The organism is Gemmatimonadales bacterium, from assembly GCA_030697825.1.
Taxonomy (GTDB): domain Bacteria; phylum Gemmatimonadota; class Gemmatimonadetes; order Gemmatimonadales; family JACORV01; genus JACORV01.
The window spans coordinates 75,477-93,396 of record JAUYOW010000135.1 but is presented as its reverse complement, the minus strand read 5'-3'; the positions used below and the strand labels follow the sequence as shown (position 1 = coordinate 93,396).

Sequence of the window (17,920 nt, the reverse complement as noted above, 5' to 3'; positions counted from 1 at the left end):
CGTGCTCGCCATCCTGAAGCTCTAGCCGAAAGCACGTCGTCCGGCCGCCACCGGCAAGACGGCGCCGCCGCCACGCCGATACGCTCCCACGAGACACCGATGTGCACTCCCGCCCTACTGGCGGAATTCTCCTGCGTCAGGCATGGTTCTGCACGCGAGATGGCCGGGGCCGGCCATCCCGCTCCCGGTTTTGCGTCATGCGCATGGGCGCGTCGCGCCGCCGGCATCCGTCATCAGCGGGAGGGTATCATGGCCGGACAAATCTGTATCATGACCACCACGGGGGTGAAGTGCCTGGATTCGCCGATGCACGGGTGTACTTTTAAGGAGGGCTCGTCGTGGGCCCGCGTGACTAAGGAGATCGACGTGACCGCGGCGGTGAAGACGTTAGGCGTCCAGGGGACCAGCGCATCGGTCATCCAGAACGTGCTCGAGCTGCTCCTGCAGTCGGAGGCCGAACTGCACGGCCCGTTCACTATCGTGAAGACCTGACCGGTGCCTTCACGGTCGTGAAGCAGGCTGACCGCGCGGATTCGATGTAGGCCGCGAACCCGACACGGCCTCCGCAAAGCGCGGATCGGATCGGAGCGACTGGAACCACGGCGCGTAGCGGATGTAGCGCCGTGTGGTCGGGTCGCTGCGCGCGGCGCTGGCCAGCAGGGTGAGCGCGCTGTCCGGGTCACTGCGCTGCAGACGGACCCAGGCCAGCTCGAGTTGTAGGAGCGCCTGGCCGGGATACGGGGCGACCGCTCGGGCGGCCATCCGGTCGGCTTGGGCGCCCTGGCCGGCGCGCGCGAGCGTCGCGGCGGCGTAGAGTTCCCCTCTCGCCCGCAAGAGCGGATGCTCCTCGATCGTCGCGAGCGAATCGGCGATCGCCACCGCCCGAGCCGCGGCGCGGGCGTCTCGCGCCGTCCGGCTGAGGAGCGCCAGTTCGCATCCCCGGAACTGCTGGTCCCCCGGGAACTCCCGCTGGCCGGCGCGGCACGCCGCTTCTGCGTCGGCGTACTTCTCCGCCAACAGCGCCGCGTCGAAGCTGCCGCGCAGGTAGTCCTCCCTCTGGCGCTGGAAGGCGTCCACTCGAAGCGCCCGCTCGTAGCCGAACAGCGCCTCGCCGTAGCGGCCCGCATCTAGGTACGCGGAGGCGAGCTGGTTCCAAGCCGAGGCCAGACGAGGATCGAGCGACTTGGCGCGCTCGAGGTCGGCGATGGCGGCCTCGAGCAGGGAGTCGGTCCCCCCGACCCGGAACAGGCCGGCCTTGATGGATCCCCGCAGCGCGAAGGCGTCCGCGGTCGTCGGGTGCTCCCGCAGCAGCGAGTCCATGAGGGCCACCGCCCCGGCACGCACGGCCAGGGGATCGGGCAGCGTCCGGAAGGACTCGGGGGCCACCTGCCGTAGGAACTCGGCGAAGAATGCTTTCCGGTCGGCGTTCTTGGCGACGAGGATGGGGATGAGCGTGCTCCGGGTGTCCCGTGCCCAAGCGAGGCGCAACAGCGAATCGGCCCGCTCCACCGCGACGAACCCCGTGCGGTCCAGCTGGTTGAGGATGGCGTCGTCGGCCTCCTCCATCGCCTGGCGGGCCTGCCCGACGAGCGCCCACGCGTCGGCGTCGCGGACGCGCGCGCGCTGATTGGCCAGGTCGAGCTCGGCGGCGAACGCGGACCGAATGAAACGGCTCAGCCCGTCGGCCAGCGCATCCGCGGGGAGGTCCGGCGACGCCGCCGAGTCCATATAGGCCGCGAGCTGGCGCCCCGTCGAGCCGTCCACGATGCGGACGGTGACGCGCACGCCGGCTCCCGCCGGCTCCACCGTTCCGGTGACGATGCGGTCCGGGCGGAACTGGGCGCGGACCATGTCCAGTGGGGCTCCGCGCAGTGGCAGCAACGCGGCGCTGCTAGTCACGGCCAGGGCCGGGATCGGCTGCAGGCGATCGGTCAGCGCCTCCGTGACGCGGTCCGCGAGCCCGCGCAGTCCCTCCGTGGTAGCGTCGAAGTACCGCACCGCCACCTTCAGCGGGAGCGACACGGTCGGCGGGCGCGGCGGCGGCCACAGTCTCCACGCCACCAGGGCGGCCACGGTGAGGAACGCCGCGGCGGCGGCCAGGCGGGCCCGATGCCCCGCCAGGTCGCGGGCCAGCGCGCGCAGCTCCCCCGTGGGCCACGGCCCTCCCGCGGCCAGCGCGGCGCCGAGCGCGCCCACCGTGCCGAACCGTTCCGCCGGCTGCTTCGCCATCGCCGTACGGATGGCGGCCTCGATCCGGAGCGGCACGTCGGGGCGCCGCGCGCGGATCGACGGAACCGGATCCGTCAGGTGCCTGGCCATCACCGCCTGCGACGTGGGCCCGGAGAACGGCGGCTCGCCCGCCAGCATCTCGTAGAGCACGCACCCGAGCGAGTAGGTGTCGGTGCGGTGGTCGAGGTCGGGGCTCCCGGACGCCTGCTCGGGGCTCATGTAGAGGGGCGTGCCCAGGGCCGAGCCGGTCGTGGTGACGCCGCCGGTGTCCGCGACGGCCCGCGCGATGCCGAAATCGGCGATGGTGGCGTGGCCGTGCGAGAGGAGGATGTTCTCCGGCTTGACGTCGCGGTGGACCACGCCGAGCTGGTGGGCGTAGGCCAGCCCGTCGGCCACCTCGCTCGCGATGCGTAGCGCCTCCTCGAGCGGCAGCTGTCGCTCCCGGAGCAGCCGCTCCCGGAGCGACTCCCCTTCCACGTACGGCATCACGTAGTAGAGGAGTCCGTCCGCCTCGCCGCTGTCGTGCAGTGGGAGGACGTGCGGGTGGTTGAGCTGGGCGGCGATGTGGATCTCGCGCAGGAACCGGTCCGCGCCCAGGAACGCCGCGAGCTCCGGCCGGAGCACCTTGACCGCCACCGCGCGGTCGTGCCGGAAGTCGTGCGCGAGGAAGACGATGGCCATCCCGCCCTCGCCGAGCTCGCGCTCGATGCGATAGCGCTGGGCCAGCGCCAGCGTGAGCCGAGTGGCGATGGCGTGTGCGGCGTCGGCCTCGGCGGGTGGCAGCGAGAGCCCACCGCACGACGGGCAGAGGATTGCCGCTGGCGGTATCGCGGTGCGGCAGGAAGGGCAGGGCCGGCTCGGAACGACCGTTTCCGCCTCGGGGGGGTCACGGTGAAGATGCGGCCCGGCGGGTGGGTCGGCAAGCCGGCGCGCCGAGTTGTACCAGCGCGCCCTCGAAGCCCAGCGCAGCGGCGACTGGGCGCGGTACGGAGCGGAGCTTACCCGGCTGGGGGAGGTACTGCGCCAGTTGCAGGCCGCGCTCGGAGGCCGCCAGCCCTAGGTGCCGGCGTCCCGCCGGTCGGCCGGTGTGACGCCGCGCTCGGCCCCGAGGTCTCAGAGTTGGGTATCACTTCCTACCGAGGTGCCGTATGACGACCGCTGCTCGGACGAGGCGTGGCGCCGAACGCGCCATCTGCCTCTCGACCCTGCTGGTGGCCCTCGCCCAATCGGCGGCGGCGCAGCTCATCTCGATCCGAACCGTCCCGGTAGCGCAGGGAGACCAGTTCGCGATCTTCCCGTCCCACAATGCCGGTATGGGCGGCGTGTCCATCGCCGTGACCGACTCGCTGCTCGACCCCTTCGTCAACCCTGCAATGGGGGCGCGGCTCGGCGCCGCGCGCTTCTTCAGCTCCCCCATCGTCTACAGCATCTCGAGCGGGGCGGGCGGGGGACGGACGCTGCCGTTCGGCGCCATGATGCGGTCCGGCAACTGGTATGGAGGGCTCGCGCTGGCGCTCCAGGAGGTGGACGCGAGCCGGCGGAACACGCCGATCCCGCAGTTCCTCGGTATCCGCGGTTCGATCGCCCCCCCGCAGTTCCCGGAGCCCGGCCTGGAGGAGCAGTCGAACGGAAACGCGTACGCCTTCGCGATGCTGGGCAGGGTCATCCCCGAAGCCAGGCTCTCGCTCGCCGGCAGCGCCGGCTGGGCCAGGCTCAACGCGGTGGACGGTGTCGACCTCCTCTATGCCGGCAGCCAGCGCATCAAGCAGTTCGGCCACTCTCTGGACCTCCGGTTCGGGCTGGTCAAGGAATGGGTGGGAGGCCGGTCGCTCGAGGCGATCGTCCTTCACGACCGTTTCGGGATGACGCACGACGTGACCTACCTCGACTGGTTCTGGGATCCGGGCACCCAGCAGGCCACGCAGCGCCCGCGGGTGGAGGAGAACCTGGATCGCACCAACACCTGGGGGCTGCACCTCGAGTACGAGCGCCCGCTTTCGGAGTCCGGATGGCGGATCGGGTGGCTCGCGACCGGCAACCTGATGTCCCACCCCAAGATCCCTAACTACGAGATCATGAACATCCCGAGGGATCCGGGGCATTCGTACGCGTTCAACCTCGGCGTCGGCATCTCGCGAACGAACGGGCCATCCACTTTCGGCGTTGACGCCATCTACGAGCCGATCTGGAGCACGACGTGGGCCGAGGCGCTGGCGCCGATCGAGACGCGGCTCGGCGACACGATCCCCGCGCACGGGAGGACCATCGAGAACCACTTCCGCTTCTCGAACGCGCTCCTCAGGATGGGCGTCAGCCATGAGATGGATCTCGACGGGGGCGGGAGAGTGGCCGGCCTGCAGCTCGGCCTCGTGGTGCGCTCCATCCGCTACCAGCTCGCGCAGTACGACAACGTCCAGGTCTTCGGGCGGAATCAGCGAGAGTCGTGGCGGGAGTGGACGCCGACGTGGGGGCTGAGTCTCCGCTTCCCCGAGTTGGAGATACGGTACCGCGGCAGCGTCATCCACGGGACGGGCCGGCCGGGAGTGAACGCCAACTCGGGCTTCGCGGCGGCCGACTTCGGCGTCGCGAGCGCCGGGATCATCGTGGCGCCGAGCGGCCCGCTGACTCTGGACGAGGTCCGCGTAGTGACGCACCAGGTCTCGCTGTCGCTCCCGCTTCGCTGATCCCGGACGCGAGGGAGCGCACCATGACACGCACCGCGTCCACCCTGTGCTTGGCGCTGCTCGTCCTGGCCGGCGGCTGCGACCAGAGTGTCCCGCCATCGGGGCCGCAGCCGCAGCCGTCCATTGACGTCGAGCTGCGGGCGAGCTTGGCAAGGTGGGGAGTGATACCGATCGGACCGATGCCGGTCCAGAACCCCGCGCTCGTGCCTCTCGGCCAGGCGCTCATGTTCGACAAGATCCTGAGCGGCAACCGCGACATCTCCTGCGGAACCTGCCACGACCCGCTGACGCAGGGAGCCGACGGCCTGTCGCTTTCGATAGGCACGGGCGGCACCGGGTCGGGCCCGTCGCGGACGCTTGGCAGCGGGCGCCAATTCGTCCCGCGGAGCGCGCCGTCGCTGCTCAACCAGGGCCTCGGCTTCTACCAGGTGTTCTGGGACGGCCGGGTTTCCGGCTTCGGAACCGGACCGTTCCAGACGCCCGCCGGCTCCGCGCTCCCGCCCGGACTGCCTAACATTCTGGCGGCGCAGGCGATGTTCCCCGTCACCAACCGCCGGGAGATGCGCGGCGAGCCCGGCGACGTTGACGTTCTCGGCAACCCGAACGAGTTGGCGCAGTTAGCCGACAGCCAGTTCGCGGATATCTGGCGGGCGGTTATGCGGCGGGTCCTGGCGGTCCCGGAATACGTGGCCAAGTTCAACGCCGCCTTCCCGGGCACGCCGACCAACACCCTCGGCTTCCAGCACGCCGCCACGGCGATCGCCGCCTTCCAGATGCAGGCCTTCACGAGGACCAACTCGCCCCTCGACCGCTACCTCGCCCGGGACGACGCGGCGCTCTCGGTGGAGGCGAAGCGGGGCGCGCTGCTATTCTTCGGCGAGGCCCGCTGCAGCTCCTGCCACAACGGCCCGCTCCTCGGCGGCCAGAGCTTCGCCAACGTCGGCGTGCCACAACTTGGCCCGGGAACGGGTGCGGGGATGCCGCTGGACTTCGGATTCGGCGATGTCGTCAACGAGCCGTTCTACCAGTTCAGCTTCCGCGTGCAGCCGCTGCGCAACGTCGAGCTGACGGCGCCTTACATGCATGACGGGGCGTACGCCACCATCGAAGCGGTCGTACGGCACTACAACGACATTCCCGTCGCGCTGCGGAGCTATGACGTCTCGCAGCTCGCCCCGGCTCTCCGGGGCGCCTACCACGGCGACGAGGCCACGATCACCGCGGTGCTCTCCACTCTGGACGGGCGGCTCCGTACGCCGATCGGTCTCACCGAGGAGCAGATGCGCGAGGTGGTGGCGTTCCTGAAGTCGCTGACGGATCCGGCGGCGCGGGACCTGAGCGCGCTCACTCCCGCCACGGTGCCGAGCGGGTTGCCGGTGCGGGAGTGAGATAGCGGCGCTCGCCTGACCTTCGCCACCGCTGATATCTGGGCGGACGAGCGGGGTGCGTCCCCGTTCATCGTCGCCGCTTAGAAGAACCCGAATCCCGGCGGAGCCATCCCATGCTTGCGGAAGTTCGCGACCACCTGGCCGGTGGTCCAGAAGGTGTGCTGGTGCAGCTCGTCCCAGACCTGCCAGCGCGGCATCTCGGTCCCGAAGAGGTTCACCGTCGCGGCGCGGTCAGCGGCTGACTGCGTGCGCAGCACGTTCGCCGCCCAGTCGTACACGGCGTTGACGTAGCCGCGCAGTCCGGCGCGGCTGTTCAGCGAGGCCGCGGTGTCCGGAAGCTGCGGCGCCGGCACGCCCATGAACCGGACCACGATGAATGGCACCGTCCCAGCCGCGTGCGCGATCTGCTGTGCGAAATCCCGCTGGATCGGCGTGACCCTGTCGCGGTAGAGACGCTCGGGCATCGAATCCACCATCGCCAGCAGCGACCGGCGCTGAAGCTCCTGCGCGCGGAGCTGGACCTGCCGGTAGGACTCCGGCATGGCGTCCCCGGCCCGCTGCTGGGCCGACACCGTTCCGGCCAGAGCCAGCGCAAGACCAGAGGCCAGGAGCGTTCTTGAAGGCGTCATCGTTGGTTCCCCCTTGCCGACCGGAATGTTGGTGACTCAGTACTTCCGCGGACTCTTCTTCTGCCCCCGCCGCTCGCGCTTCTCCAGCTCGATCAGGATCTCCGCCGGCATCGGACGGCAGCCGCACTCCTTGGCGTGCTCCGTGTGCCAGCGGACCCTCTCCTCCAGGCTCGCCCGCGTCGGCGTCGGGTGCTGCCGGTGCCACGTTTCGTTGATCGCCACTGTTACCCGCTCGCTTGGTTGGGGGCTACAATCTACCATGATGATGGACGGAACGCTTTCGGGCCGCTAGCGTTACGCCGTGGCTGAACTGTCGCCGTACCCCTTCGGAGCGCTGGTCCGCCGCATGTTCCGGGAGCTGGACCGGAAGCAGGCGGTGTTCGATCTCCCGTCGCGCAAGTTCGTCCTCGGCGACCCGCTGAAGGACCTTTCGGTGCGCCACCTCGGGCGCCCCGCGGCCACGCCCTTCGGCCCCGCCGCCGGACCGAACTCGCAGCTGGCGCAGAACATCGTCCTGTCGTGGCTCGCCGGCGGGCGGATCATCGAGCTCAAGACGGTACAGATCAACGACCGGCTCGTCATTCCGCGCCCCTGCATAGACATGCAGACCGTCGGCTACAACGTGGAGTGGTCGCAGGAGCTGCTCCTCGAGCAGTCGCTCGAAGAGTACGTCAAAGGGGCGATGTTGATCCGGATGCTCGAGGCCGGCGGGGCGATTCAGCTCGCGCCCGGCTTCGGGCGCACCGTCTACGACATGAGCGTGGGCTACGACCTCGCGGGGATAAAGAGCGAACGGGTGCAGGCGTTCATCCGCGGCATGATGAACGCCGCGCCCATCGTGGACCGGCTGCGCCGCGAGATCCCGGACGAGTTCAAGCATCTTCGGGATCTCGACTTCGAGACGCAGCTCTCGGGCACGCTCACTTTGAGCACCTTCCATGGCTGCCCGCCGGATGAGATCGAGCGGATCATAGACTATCTGTTGCGCGAGCTCGGCCTCTCCTGCGTCATCAAGCTGAATCCGATGCTGCTCGGCAAGAGCGAAGCGCGCGGGTTGCTCAACGACCAGCTGGGCTACACCGACCTCCGCATTCCGGACAGCGCCTTCGACCGCGACACCACCTGGGAGCAGGCGCTCGGGTTCGTGGACCGCCTGGGCAAGACCGCGTCGTCGCTCGGTCTCGGTCTGGGCGTGAAGTTCAGCAACACGCTGATCGTGGAGAACCACCGCGACTTCTTCCCCAAGACCGAGCCGGTGATGTACCTCTCGGGCGCACCGCTCCATGTGATGGCGATGCACCTGGTGCGGCGGTTCCGCCGCGAGTTCGGCGACCAGTACCCGATCTCGTTCTCCGCCGGCATCGAGCGCGCCAACTTCGCCGATGCCGTCGCCCTCGGCCTCACGCCCATCACCGCCTGCTCCGACCTGCTCAAGCCCGGCGGCTACGGGCGCCCCTTCGGCTACTTCGAGGAGTTGACAAGGCGGATGGACAAGGTGGGTGCGACGAGCGTGGGCGACTATGTCATACGATCGTATGAGGTGGGAGGCGCCGCGCTGGATAGCCTTGCGCCTGGCGCAGGGTACGAGCGCCGGGTCAGGGCGGCCAAGGTGCTCAACACGGAGACGTACGTCGAGCGCGCGACGCGCGACCCGCGCTACTCGGCGTCTCGAAACAGCAAACCACCCCGGAAGATCGGCAGCAAGCTGGTCCTCTTCGACTGCATCACCTGCGACAAGTGCGTCCCGGTCTGCCCCAACGACGCCAACTTCACGTTCGTCCTCGCGCCGGCCGAGATCCCCGTCATCAAGCTCCGGCGCGAGGGGACCGGGTGGACGCATCGGCAGGACGGCACGCTCACGATCAAGGAAAAGCACCAGATCGGCAACTTCGCCGACTTCTGCAACGACTGCGGCAACTGCGACATCTTCTGCCCGGAGGACGGCGGCCCGTACGTGCTCAAGCCGCGCTTCTTCACGAGCCGCGAGCGGTGGACCGCGGCGCCCGTTCGCGACGGCTTCCTCATCGAGCCCGATGTCATCTCCGGTCGGTTCGATGGCGCCGAGTACCGGCTGGGAACCGCCAACGGCAAGACCAGCTATGCCGGACCGGGATTCGCGGTGGTCTTTGAAGAGCTTGACCCGCCAGGTACCGTTGAAGGCGACGCATCCACGGAAGTGGACCTCAGCTACTTCCATATCATGAACCTGTTGCGGGCAGCGCTGTTCGCGCCGTCCGAGGTCAACTATGTCAACTGCTGGTGACATCGCGAAGCTGGCCGCGCAGTACACGCCGAACATGGTGCGCTTCCTGCGCGACATGATCGCCATCCCCTCGGAGAGCGCCGGCGAGAAACCGGTCGTGGACCGGGTCAAGGCGGAGATGGAAGCCTCCGGCTTCGACGAGATCAAGATCGACGGGATGGGGAACATCCTGGGCCGCGTGGGCAGCGGGAAGACGGTGATCGCGTTCGATGGGCACCTCGACACGGTCGGCGTCGGCGATCCGTCCACCTGGACGCGCGACCCCTTCAAGGGTGAGCTCAAGGACGGCATCATCTACGGCCGCGGCGCCGGCGACCAGGAAGGCGGGATCGCGGCCGCCGTCTACGGCGCTCGGATCATCAAGGAGTTGAAGCTCGACGGCGACTACCAGGTCTGGGTGACCGGCACCGTCATGGAAGAGGACTGCGACGGATTGTGCTGGCAGTACATCCTGCGCGAGAAGGTGCTGAAGCCGGACGTCGTCGTCATCACGGAGCCCACGAAACTCGGCGTGTACCGCGGCCACCGCGGCCGGATGGAGATCGAGGTCCGCACTCAGGGGCGCTCCTGCCACGGTTCCGCGCCGGAGCGCGGCATCAACGCCGTCTACAAGATGGCCCCCATCATCGCCGACATCGAGCGACTCAACGAGCAGCTCGCCGCCACCGCCGATCCGTTCCTCGGCAAGGGCACCGTGACGATCGCCGAGATCCGTTCCACGTCGCCGTCGCTCTGCGCGGTGGCCGACAGCAGCACCATTCACCTCGACCGGCGGCTCACCCACGGCGAGACTTGGGAAGGGGCGGTGAAGCAGATCGAGGCGCTCGAGAGCGTGAAGCGGGCGGGCGCCACGGTCACGGTGCTGGAGTACGCGCGCGAATCGTACACCGGCCTGACGTACCCCACCAAGAAGTTCTACCCGACGTGGCTGCTCGCGGAGGACCACCCGCTGGTGCGCGCCGGCGTGCTCGCGGCGGAGCAGGCGATCGGAAAGCAGCCCGTTGTAGGGAAGTGGGGCTTCTCGACCAACGGCATCGCCACCTGCGGCATCTTCGGCGTCCCGACGATCGGCTTCGGGCCGAGCGACGAGATCTGGGCCCACACGCCCGAGGACCAGTGCCCGGTGGGCGACCTGACCCGCGCGGCCAGGTTCTACGCTGCCTTCCCCCGGCTCTACCTCGAGACCGCCCGATGAGCGGGGGGGGGCTCTACAACTCCGACTTCCTCCTCACCTGGCAGCACAGCGAGGAGACGTTGGGGAAGATCCTTCAGACGGCCCGGGTCCTCGAGGACCTGGCGCGCGCCGGCGTCGCGACCCGCGCCTTCGACAGCGGCCTCGGCATCTCGATCTTCCGCGACAACTCGACCCGCACCCGCTACGCCTTCCGGTCCGCGTGCAACCTGCTGGGCCTGATGACGGAGGAGCTGGACGAGTCCACCTCGCAGATCGCCCACGGCGAGACGGTGCGCGAGACGGCGACGATGATCTCCTTCCTCACCGAAGTCGTCGGCATCCGCGACGACATGTTCCTCGGCGAGGGGCACAAGTACCAGACGGAGGTGGCGGCCGCGCTCGAGGAGAGCCATAGGGAAGGCGTGCTGATGCAGCGCCCCGCGGTCATCAACCTCCAGTCCGACCTCGACCACCCGACTCAGAGCATGGCGGACCTGCTGCACCTGGTCACCCACTTCGGTGGCCTCGACGCTCTGAAGGGCAAGAAGCTGGCGATGAGCTGGGCCTATTCGCCGAGCTACGGCAAGCCGCTGTCGGTGCCGCAGGGGATCATCACGCTGATGACGCGGTTCGGGATGGACGTCGTGCTGGCGTACCCGCCCGGCTACGACCTGGTGGACGAGACCATCGAGACGGCGCGCCGCTTCGCGACGGAGAGCGGCGGCTCGTTCACGACCACGGACTCGATGGCCGCGGCGTTCGAGAACGCCGACGTGGTCTACCCCAAGAGCTGGGCGCCCATCGCGATAATGCGGCAGCGTACCCGCCGGCACACGCTGGAGAAGGAAGCGCTCGCGATGAACGCGCAACACCGGGACTGGGAGTGCACCGACGAGCTGATGCGCGCGACGCGGCACGGCAAGGCGCTCTACATGCACTGCCTGCCGGCCGACGTGACGGACGTGAGTTGCGCCGCGGGAGAGGTGAGCAAGTCGGTGTTCGAGCGCGCGCGCCTCGACACCTACCGTGAAGCGAGCCACAAGCCGTTCATCATCGCCGCGATGGTGCTGCTCACGCGGTTCGAGGACCCGTCGTCGATCCTCAGCCGCTTCGCTTCCGAACGACGCCCGAAAAGATGACGGCGGCCTTCTCGCCCGCACCGACGACGCAGTCGCGCTGAAGCTGCATCAGGCCGGCGAGGCCCGCCGAGCCGGTGTGGTCCACCGCGATGCCGGTGGACGACCGGGCCAGTTGGTTGGCCTCGCCTAGCAACGCCTCGGCTACCACGACCGGAACACCGCCCGTCGCGACCATCCCTTTCACGACGGCGAGCCAGTCGTAGGTCTCGTCGTCGAGGATGCCGTGCGCGATGCTGCGCGGCTCCTCCTCCCAGGGCCACATGAACTCCGCGCGGTGCTTCGCGGCGTAGTCGAAGACCTCCGGCTCGCTCTCGGTCTTCAGCCGCTCGGCGATCCGGTCCCAGGCGCGTTTGAGGGGCCAGGCGCCGTTCGTCTGCACCGTGTGGAACCGCGTCGTCTGCTTCACCCAGCCGGCCCTCGCGGCGAGCGTGAAGGCCTGAATGCAGGAGCTCGCGAGGGCGCCGCCGCCCACCTGGATGACCAGGTGATCGAGGGCCTGCTCGCCGAGGGCCGCGATCATCTCGTACGCCAGCGTCTCGCCACCCTCGATGGTGAGGCCGTTCTCGGTGCCCTGGCAGCAGAAAGGCAGCGCGCCGCCCCGCACCGCCTCGCGGAACGCGATCAGGCAGGGGTCGCCCTTCACGCCCGGCTCGCGCTGACAGGTCACGATCTCCGCGCCTAACGGCGCCAGGCGGTCGAGCACGGTCGCCTCGGCGTCGGGCGGGACGAAGACCTCGAGCGCGCGCCCGGCGGCGCGTGCGACCACGGCGGCCGCGAGGGCGGCGTTCCCGCAGCTGGCGATCGCCAGCGGCGGCTTCTCGCGGCGCTCCACCACCTGGAGGTAGAGCATTATCCCCATCAGGTGGCGCGCCTTGTGCGAGCCCGAGACGTTGCCGGTCTCGTCCTTGACCCACACTCCGCCGCCGGGGCCGAATCCAAGCCGGTCGCTGAGGGCCGCGTGGCGCCCGAAGGGGGTGGTGCGGAATCCGTGCCCGTCCACGCCGGCCACGGCATCGTCGAGGCGCCGAACCAGGTCCACGTACGCCGCGTCGTCGAGGCCGCGGCGGCGCGCCGCGTGATAGGAGTGGAGCAGCTCGCGGTGGCGCACGAAAGGGTTGGGGCCCTCTCCACGGGCGAACTCGACCTTGAACGCATCGATGACGCGCCGCACCACATGGTCGCCGTCGCCGCGGCCCGCCCGCGCGCAGCGGAACGGGTACCGGTCCTTCTCCGGCGGCGGTGGCACGGTGCCGCAGCCGGCGCACACCAGGCTCGAAGCCGATGCCTTCACCCGAGTCCGGTCCGTCCGTTGAACTCGGCGATCATCGCGTCCCAGGTCGGGAGCAGCGAGCGCAGTCCCCGCCAGAATCCCTGGTCGCGGCGCGCCGTGAAGTCGGCGAGCGAAACGCCCTGCTGCTCGACCCAGGTGAAGTAGCCGAGGTTGAAGATCCGCGTCCGGTCCATCTCCGAGAGCGCCATCGTGTGCCCGGTGTCCGCGCCGAGCAGGTGCCGGTCGAGCGTCTCGCCGGCCCTGGCGGCGTCGAAGCGGCCGCCGAAGTGCCTGGCGACGGTCTTCTCCCGTTCCGAGCCGTACATCGCCGCGCCGTCCGTGGCGACGGTGAGGATCACGTCGTTCTCGCCCAGGCCGAGCAGCCGGGCCGTCTTGATGGCGGCGAGCACGTTGCAGATGCTCGAGAGGCCGAAGGCCTGGAGCAGGCCGATGACGGAGCGGGGCACGCCGCGCTTCAGCAGGTAGTCCTTGCCCTCGTCAGAGCTGAACATCACGCCGAGGCCGTCGGTGCCGCGGTCCGACACCGCGACGACGACGTCGGTGTTCATCACGTTGTGGATGAGGGGGATGTGCTTGTCCCCGATGCCCTGGATGTTGTGCTCGCCGAAGCCGTTGTAGAGCATCGTGGGGCACTCGAGCGCCTCGGCCGCCACGATCAGCGCGCCGTGCTCGTCCTTGAGGAAGTCGCCGGCGCCCAGGGTCCCAGCGGAGCCGGTGGCCGACACGAAGGCGGAGAGCCGCAGCTCGGGCTGCTTCTCCCGCAACATCTCGAACAGGTGGCCGAGCGCGCGGCCGGTGCACTGGTAGTGCCCGAGGTGGTTCCCGTACTCGCAGAACTGGTTGAAGATCACGTTGGCCGGGTCGCGGTCCAGCTCGGCGCACCGGTCGTAGATCTCCTTGACGTTGCTCTCCGTGCCCGGGGTGCGGACGATGTCGGCGGGGTCCGCCACCCAATGATCCAGCCAGCGGAACCGCTCCTCGCTCATCCCCTCCGGCAGGATGGCCACGCCGCGACACCCCATGATGCGCGAGATGGCGACGCCGCCGCGGCAGTAGTTCCCGGTCGAGGGCCAGAGCGCCTTGTGCGCCGTCGGGTCGAACTGGCCGGTGACGATGCGCGGCGCGAGGCAGGCGTAGGCCGCCAGCACCTTGTGCGCCCGGATCATCGGGAACCGGTCGCCCAGGGCGACGACGATCCTGGCTTTGACTCCGGTGAGCGACTCGGGGAGCACCACGTGCTCCGGTACGCCGGCCCGTCCGTGGCGCCCCGCGTCGTTGTACCAGTGCACCCGGAAGAGGTTGAGCGGGTCCGCCGCGTCCGGGTCGATCCCGCGCAGCGCCGAATGGACCGGTTCGGGAATGAGCGCCGGGTCGGCGAGCTGGGCGAAGGTGGGTAGCGCGACCCGCGCCTCGCGGAAGCGCTTCACGGTGCGCTGGTAGACGGTGCGATCGACGATCTCTTTTTCGAGTCCGAGCTGGGTCATAGCTCCGTCATGCGTTTCCAGAGTCGCGGCGCCTCCGCGGCGGCTTCGGCGCGGATGGCCTCCAGGTCGAAGGCCCCCGAGACGCGCTCTTGCTTGGTGTCGCCGAACCGCTCCGCGATGATCGCGTAGCCGGCGCCGCAACGGCGCGCGGCGGCGCGCTGATCGTCGCCGTGCGCGCGGGCTTCTTCCATCAGCGCCGTCATTTCAGCGCGCATGTCGGAGACGTAGCCATCGGTGCCGAGCGCGACCCGGGCGCTCTCGCGAAGGGCGCCGGGGTAGCCCACCCGGTTGCCACGGTTGGAGCGCGGGTTCTGCACGATCCAGCAGCCCGACTTCGCGGCCTCGCGCACTTCGTCGGGGCCAAGGTGGACGCCGTGCGCCAGGATCGAGCCGGCCGGCAGGGCACCAAGCTCGTGCAGGCGCTCGAGCGGGCCGGCGTAGCCGCGGGCCTGGGCGTCCTTCACGTCGGCGCGGTCCTCGGCCATGTGTACGTGGGTCACCGTGCCGAGTTCGCGGCACAGCTCGGCGGCCTCGAGAACGGTCTCGTCGGAGATGGTGAAGGATGCGTGCAGCCCGACCACGCCGCGCACCAGCGGCCGGTCGTTGTCGCGGATGAAGCGCCGGCACTCGGCCAGCCCGCGACGGGCCTCCTCGCGCCCGCCGTTGCGTTCGGTCGCGCCGAAGCAGAGCAGGGCGCGCATGCCCAGCTCCTGGCACACGTCCGCCAGCACGTCGAGCGAGCCGTCGATGAAGCCCGGCGACTCGTGATGGTCCACCAGAGCGCTGGTGCTGTGTTGCAGGGCTTCCGCGACGTAGAGGCGCGCCGAGGCGCGCAACGACCGCTCGTCGATGGCGCGGTCGAGGCGCCACCAGACGCGCTCGAGGATCTGGACGAAGGTCTCCGGCGCACGCGCCGGCGCCGGCATGCCTAGCGGCGCAAGACCGGAGTAGATATGGGTGTGGGCGTTGACGAAGCTGGCGGCGCCCACCTCAGGCGGTCCGGATCCGGCCCACGCTCATGGCGCGCGCGGCGGGCGAATCCTTCATCGGCAGCGCATAGCGGCGTACTCCGTCGAACGCTTCGAGCGCCGCGGCGACCGCGGCGGCGGTCGGCACCAGGCCGATCTCGCCCACTCCCTTGGCGCCGAGCGGGCCCTCGGGCTCCGGATCCTCGACCAGGATCACCTCGACGGACGGCATGTCCCTGGCCCGCAGCACGCCGAGCTCGCGGAGCTTGAACGTGACGGGCATGCCGTTCACGCACGGCAGGTCCTCGGTGAGCGCGTAACCGAGGCCCATGTGGATCGAGCCCTCGATCTGGCCCGCGCACAACGCCGGATTCACCGCGCGGCCCACGTCGTGCGCGGCTACGAAGCGGTCCACGCGTCCTTGCCCGTCCAGGATGCAGACCTGGGTCGCGTAGCCGAACGCGGTGTGGGTCTTGATCTTCTCCACCGGCGCACCGAGCGCCGTCGTGTCGTTCGACAGGATGTCGCCCGCGTACACGCGGCCCGCCAGGTCGCGGAGGGTGTGGCCCGCGTCCAGGTCGGCCTTGAGCTTCGCGGCGGCTTCCATGACCGCGCGCCCGCCGAACAGCGTGGCGCGCGAACCGGTGGTCTGGCCGCACTGCATTTCGAAGGTCGAGTCCACCTTGGGCTCGAACACCGACGCCGGCAGGCCGGTGACCTCGACGGCGAACTGGATCAGGACGGTCAAGAGCCCCTGGCCCATCTCGGTGTAGCCGTTGTAGAGCGAGACCGTGCCGTCCGCGCTCACCACGAGACGCGCCTTGCCCCACTCAGCGGCGCCGTTGCCTATGCCGCTGTTCTTGAGGCCACAAGCGATGCCCACGGCGCGGCCCTCTCGCTTCGCGCCGTAGTACGCGTCCTTCACCGCGGCGAGCGTCTTCCTGATCCCGACCGACTTCTCGAGCACCTGTCCGGTCGAGTAGGTGTCGCCGACCTCGAGCGCGTTGCGCCAGCGGATCTCCCAGCCGTCGAGCCCCGTCTTCCGGGCGAGCAGGTCCATGCACCCTTCGATGGCGAAGTGCGCCTGGTTGGCGCCAAAGCCGCGCATCGCGCCGCAGGGCGGGTTGTTGGTGTACGCGGCGATGGACTCCACGTCCACGTTGGGCACGCGATACGGGCCGCAGGCGTGGCCCGCCGCGCGCTCGAGCACCTTGCTCCCCACCGACGCGTACGCGCCCGAGTCGCCGATCATGCGCGCCTTCACCGCGGTGAGGCGGCCCTCGGCGTCGCAGCCCACCAGGTAGCGCATCGTGATCGGGTGCCGCTTGGGGTGGAGGCGGATGGATTCTTCGCGGGACAGCGTCAGCTTCACGGGCCGGCCGGTCAGGTGCGCGAGGAGAGCCGTCTGCGCCTGGATCGACATGTCCTCCTTGCCGCCGAACGCGCCGCCGTTGGGCACCAGCTCCGTGAAGATCCGCTCCTCGGGAACCCCCAGGAACGTGGCGACCTGGCGACGGTCGTCGAAGACGCCCTGGCCCTGCGAGCACAGCCGCAGCCGTCCGTCAGGCAATGGCTCCGCGAGCGCGCTCTCCGGCTCCAGGAAGAGGTGCTCGATGCGCTGGGTGGTCCAGGTGCCGCTGACGGTGTGCGCGCTCCGCGCGAGCGCGGTCTCCACGTCGCCGCGCTTGATCACCGATCGCGAGAGCAGGTTGTCGTGCTTGGGATTGACGCGCGGCGCGCCGGGCTCGATCGCGAGGGCAGGGTCGAGCACCGGCGGGAGCACCTCGTACTCCACTTGTACCAGCTTCGCCGCTTCGCGGGCCGTGTATCGGTCCACCGCCGCGACGGCGGCGAGGATGTCACCCACGCACCGCACTTCCTCACCTTCCGCCACGAACCCCGGCCAGTCGCCGTAGATCAGGCCGTACCAACGCTCGCCGGGGACGTCTGCGGCCGTCGCGACCGCGCCGACGCCCGGCAGCGCCCGCGCGCGCGAGGTGTCGATGCGCTTCACCCGGGCTCGCGGGTGCGGCGAGAGAACGACCGCGCCGTGCAGCATGCCGGGCACCGTCATGTCGTCCACATAGGGGCGGTCGCCCAGGGTGTACTCACCGGCGCGGTAGCGGGCGAGCGAGCTGCCCACCCGGCCGTCGGTGCACGGCTCGGGGACCGGCTCGCCGCGCTTGGCCTTCGCGATCAGCTCGATCGCGTCCACGATCTTGACGTAGCCGGTGCAGCGGCAGAGGTGCACGTCGATCGCCTTGGCGATCTCAGCGCGGGTAGGGCTCGGGTTCTTGTCGGTGAGGTACTTGGCCCGGAGCGCGATGCCGGGAATGCAAAAGCCGCACTGGAGCCCCGCAGCCGCGGCGAACGCGTTAGCGATGAGCGAGCGCTCCTCGGCGCCGACCCCCTCGAGCGTCAGGACTTCCTTCCCGTCCGCCGCTCCGGCCGGCATGGCGCAAGTGACCTTGGGGTTGCCGTCCACTAGCGCCAGGCAGCAACCGCACTGCCCCTGCGGCGAGCAGCCGTCCTTGGGGGACGTGATCCCGCAGCGCTCGCGGAGCGTTTCCAGGAGCGACTCGCCGGGTCGCGGTGCGACCTGGCGCTTCTGACCGTTCAGCGTGAACTGGATAGCCACCTCAACCGGTCTGCTCGTTGTGAAGAGAACACC

The 17,920-nt window shown here is 69.7% G+C and carries 13 protein-coding genes; 6 read left to right on the top strand and 7 right to left on the bottom strand.

Going from position 1 to position 17,920, the window contains the following annotated elements; genetic code table 11:
* Positions 1-249 precede the first annotated feature (249 nt).
* Positions 250-492 (top strand): hypothetical protein, encoded by a 243-nt coding sequence (locus Q8Q85_07250; GenBank protein ID MDP3774051.1) that lies wholly within the window; start codon positions 250-252, stop codon positions 490-492.
* A gap of 9 nt (positions 493-501) precedes the next feature.
* Here the strand turns inward: Q8Q85_07250 and Q8Q85_07245 are convergent, their stop codons facing one another.
* Positions 502-2,937, bottom strand: coding sequence for a protein kinase (locus Q8Q85_07245; GenBank protein MDP3774050.1), 2,436 nt, complete (start codon positions 2,935-2,937; stop codon positions 502-504).
* 440 nt (positions 2,938-3,377) lie between these two features.
* Here Q8Q85_07245 and Q8Q85_07240 point away from each other — a divergent pair, with 440 nt between their 5' ends.
* Complete coding sequence (locus tag Q8Q85_07240) at positions 3,378-4,913, top strand: hypothetical protein (protein ID MDP3774049.1); 1,536 nt, start codon at positions 3,378-3,380, stop codon at positions 4,911-4,913.
* A gap of 23 nt (positions 4,914-4,936) precedes the next feature.
* Entirely contained in the window at positions 4,937-6,301 is a 1,365-nt protein-coding gene (locus tag Q8Q85_07235; protein MDP3774048.1) for a cytochrome c peroxidase, read from the top strand.
* A gap of 80 nt (positions 6,302-6,381) precedes the next feature.
* Here the strand turns inward: Q8Q85_07235 and Q8Q85_07230 are convergent, their stop codons facing one another.
* Positions 6,382-6,930: a DinB family protein gene (locus Q8Q85_07230; GenBank protein ID MDP3774047.1), complete on the bottom strand. Its 549-nt coding sequence runs from the start codon at positions 6,928-6,930 to the stop codon at positions 6,382-6,384.
* Positions 6,931-6,966: 36 nt separating this feature from the next.
* Positions 6,967-7,152, bottom strand: coding sequence for a hypothetical protein (locus Q8Q85_07225; protein ID MDP3774046.1), 186 nt, complete (start codon positions 7,150-7,152; stop codon positions 6,967-6,969).
* A 79-nt stretch (positions 7,153-7,231) separates the two neighbouring features.
* Here Q8Q85_07225 and Q8Q85_07220 point away from each other — a divergent pair, with 79 nt between their 5' ends.
* Genes Q8Q85_07220 through ygeW form a run of 3 tightly spaced genes read left to right on the top strand, consistent with a single transcriptional unit; the run spans position 7,232 to position 11,506 of the window.
* Positions 7,232-9,193, top strand: coding sequence for a 4Fe-4S dicluster domain-containing protein (locus tag Q8Q85_07220; protein MDP3774045.1), 1,962 nt, complete (start codon positions 7,232-7,234; stop codon positions 9,191-9,193).
* The gene (locus Q8Q85_07215) at positions 9,177-10,388 is read left to right on the top strand and encodes a YgeY family selenium metabolism-linked hydrolase (GenBank protein MDP3774044.1); all 1,212 of its coding nucleotides are present in this window, start codon (positions 9,177-9,179) and stop codon (positions 10,386-10,388) included. The genes Q8Q85_07220 and Q8Q85_07215 overlap by 17 nt, the downstream gene beginning before the upstream one ends.
* Positions 10,385-11,506: a knotted carbamoyltransferase YgeW gene (gene ygeW, locus Q8Q85_07210; protein MDP3774043.1), complete on the top strand. Its 1,122-nt coding sequence runs from the start codon at positions 10,385-10,387 to the stop codon at positions 11,504-11,506. Before Q8Q85_07215 ends, ygeW begins: the two co-directional genes overlap by 4 nt.
* Here ygeW and Q8Q85_07205 read toward each other — a convergent pair.
* Genes Q8Q85_07205 through xdh form a run of 4 tightly spaced genes read right to left on the bottom strand, consistent with a single transcriptional unit; the run spans position 11,469 to position 17,887 of the window.
* Positions 11,469-12,797: a pyridoxal-phosphate dependent enzyme gene (locus Q8Q85_07205; protein MDP3774042.1), complete on the bottom strand. Its 1,329-nt coding sequence runs from the start codon at positions 12,795-12,797 to the stop codon at positions 11,469-11,471. The two genes, ygeW and Q8Q85_07205, sit on opposite strands and share 38 nt — an antisense overlap.
* On the bottom strand, positions 12,794-14,281 hold the full coding sequence (locus Q8Q85_07200) for a hypothetical protein (GenBank protein MDP3774041.1): 1,488 nt from the start codon (positions 14,279-14,281) through the stop codon (positions 12,794-12,796). The genes Q8Q85_07205 and Q8Q85_07200 overlap by 4 nt, the downstream gene beginning before the upstream one ends.
* Entirely contained in the window at positions 14,278-15,270 is a 993-nt protein-coding gene (locus tag Q8Q85_07195) for an amidohydrolase family protein (protein ID MDP3774040.1), read from the bottom strand. Before Q8Q85_07195 ends, Q8Q85_07200 begins: the two co-directional genes overlap by 4 nt.
* Position 15,271: 1 nt before the next feature.
* The gene (gene xdh / locus Q8Q85_07190; protein MDP3774039.1) at positions 15,272-17,887 is read right to left on the bottom strand and encodes a selenium-dependent xanthine dehydrogenase; all 2,616 of its coding nucleotides are present in this window, start codon (positions 17,885-17,887) and stop codon (positions 15,272-15,274) included.
* Between the last annotated feature and the right edge of the window lie 33 nt (positions 17,888-17,920).

Bases quoted from the DNA above. Each gene is read 5' to 3' on its own strand.
- Q8Q85_07250 (MDP3774051.1), top strand. From the start codon at position 250: ATGGCCGGACAAATCTGTATCATGACCACCACGGGGGTGAAGTGCCTG.
- Q8Q85_07240 (MDP3774049.1), top strand. From the start codon at position 3,378: ATGACGACCGCTGCTCGGACGAGGCGTGGCGCCGAACGCGCCATCTGC.
- Q8Q85_07235 (MDP3774048.1), top strand. From the start codon at position 4,937: ATGACACGCACCGCGTCCACCCTGTGCTTGGCGCTGCTCGTCCTGGCC.
- Q8Q85_07230 (MDP3774047.1), bottom strand. From the start codon at position 6,930: ATGACGCCTTCAAGAACGCTCCTGGCCTCTGGTCTTGCGCTGGCTCTG.
- Q8Q85_07215 (MDP3774044.1), top strand. From the start codon at position 9,177: ATGTCAACTGCTGGTGACATCGCGAAGCTGGCCGCGCAGTACACGCCG.
- ygeW (MDP3774043.1), top strand. From the start codon at position 10,385: ATGAGCGGGGGGGGGCTCTACAACTCCGACTTCCTCCTCACCTGGCAG.
- Q8Q85_07200 (MDP3774041.1), bottom strand. From the start codon at position 14,281: ATGACCCAGCTCGGACTCGAAAAAGAGATCGTCGATCGCACCGTCTAC.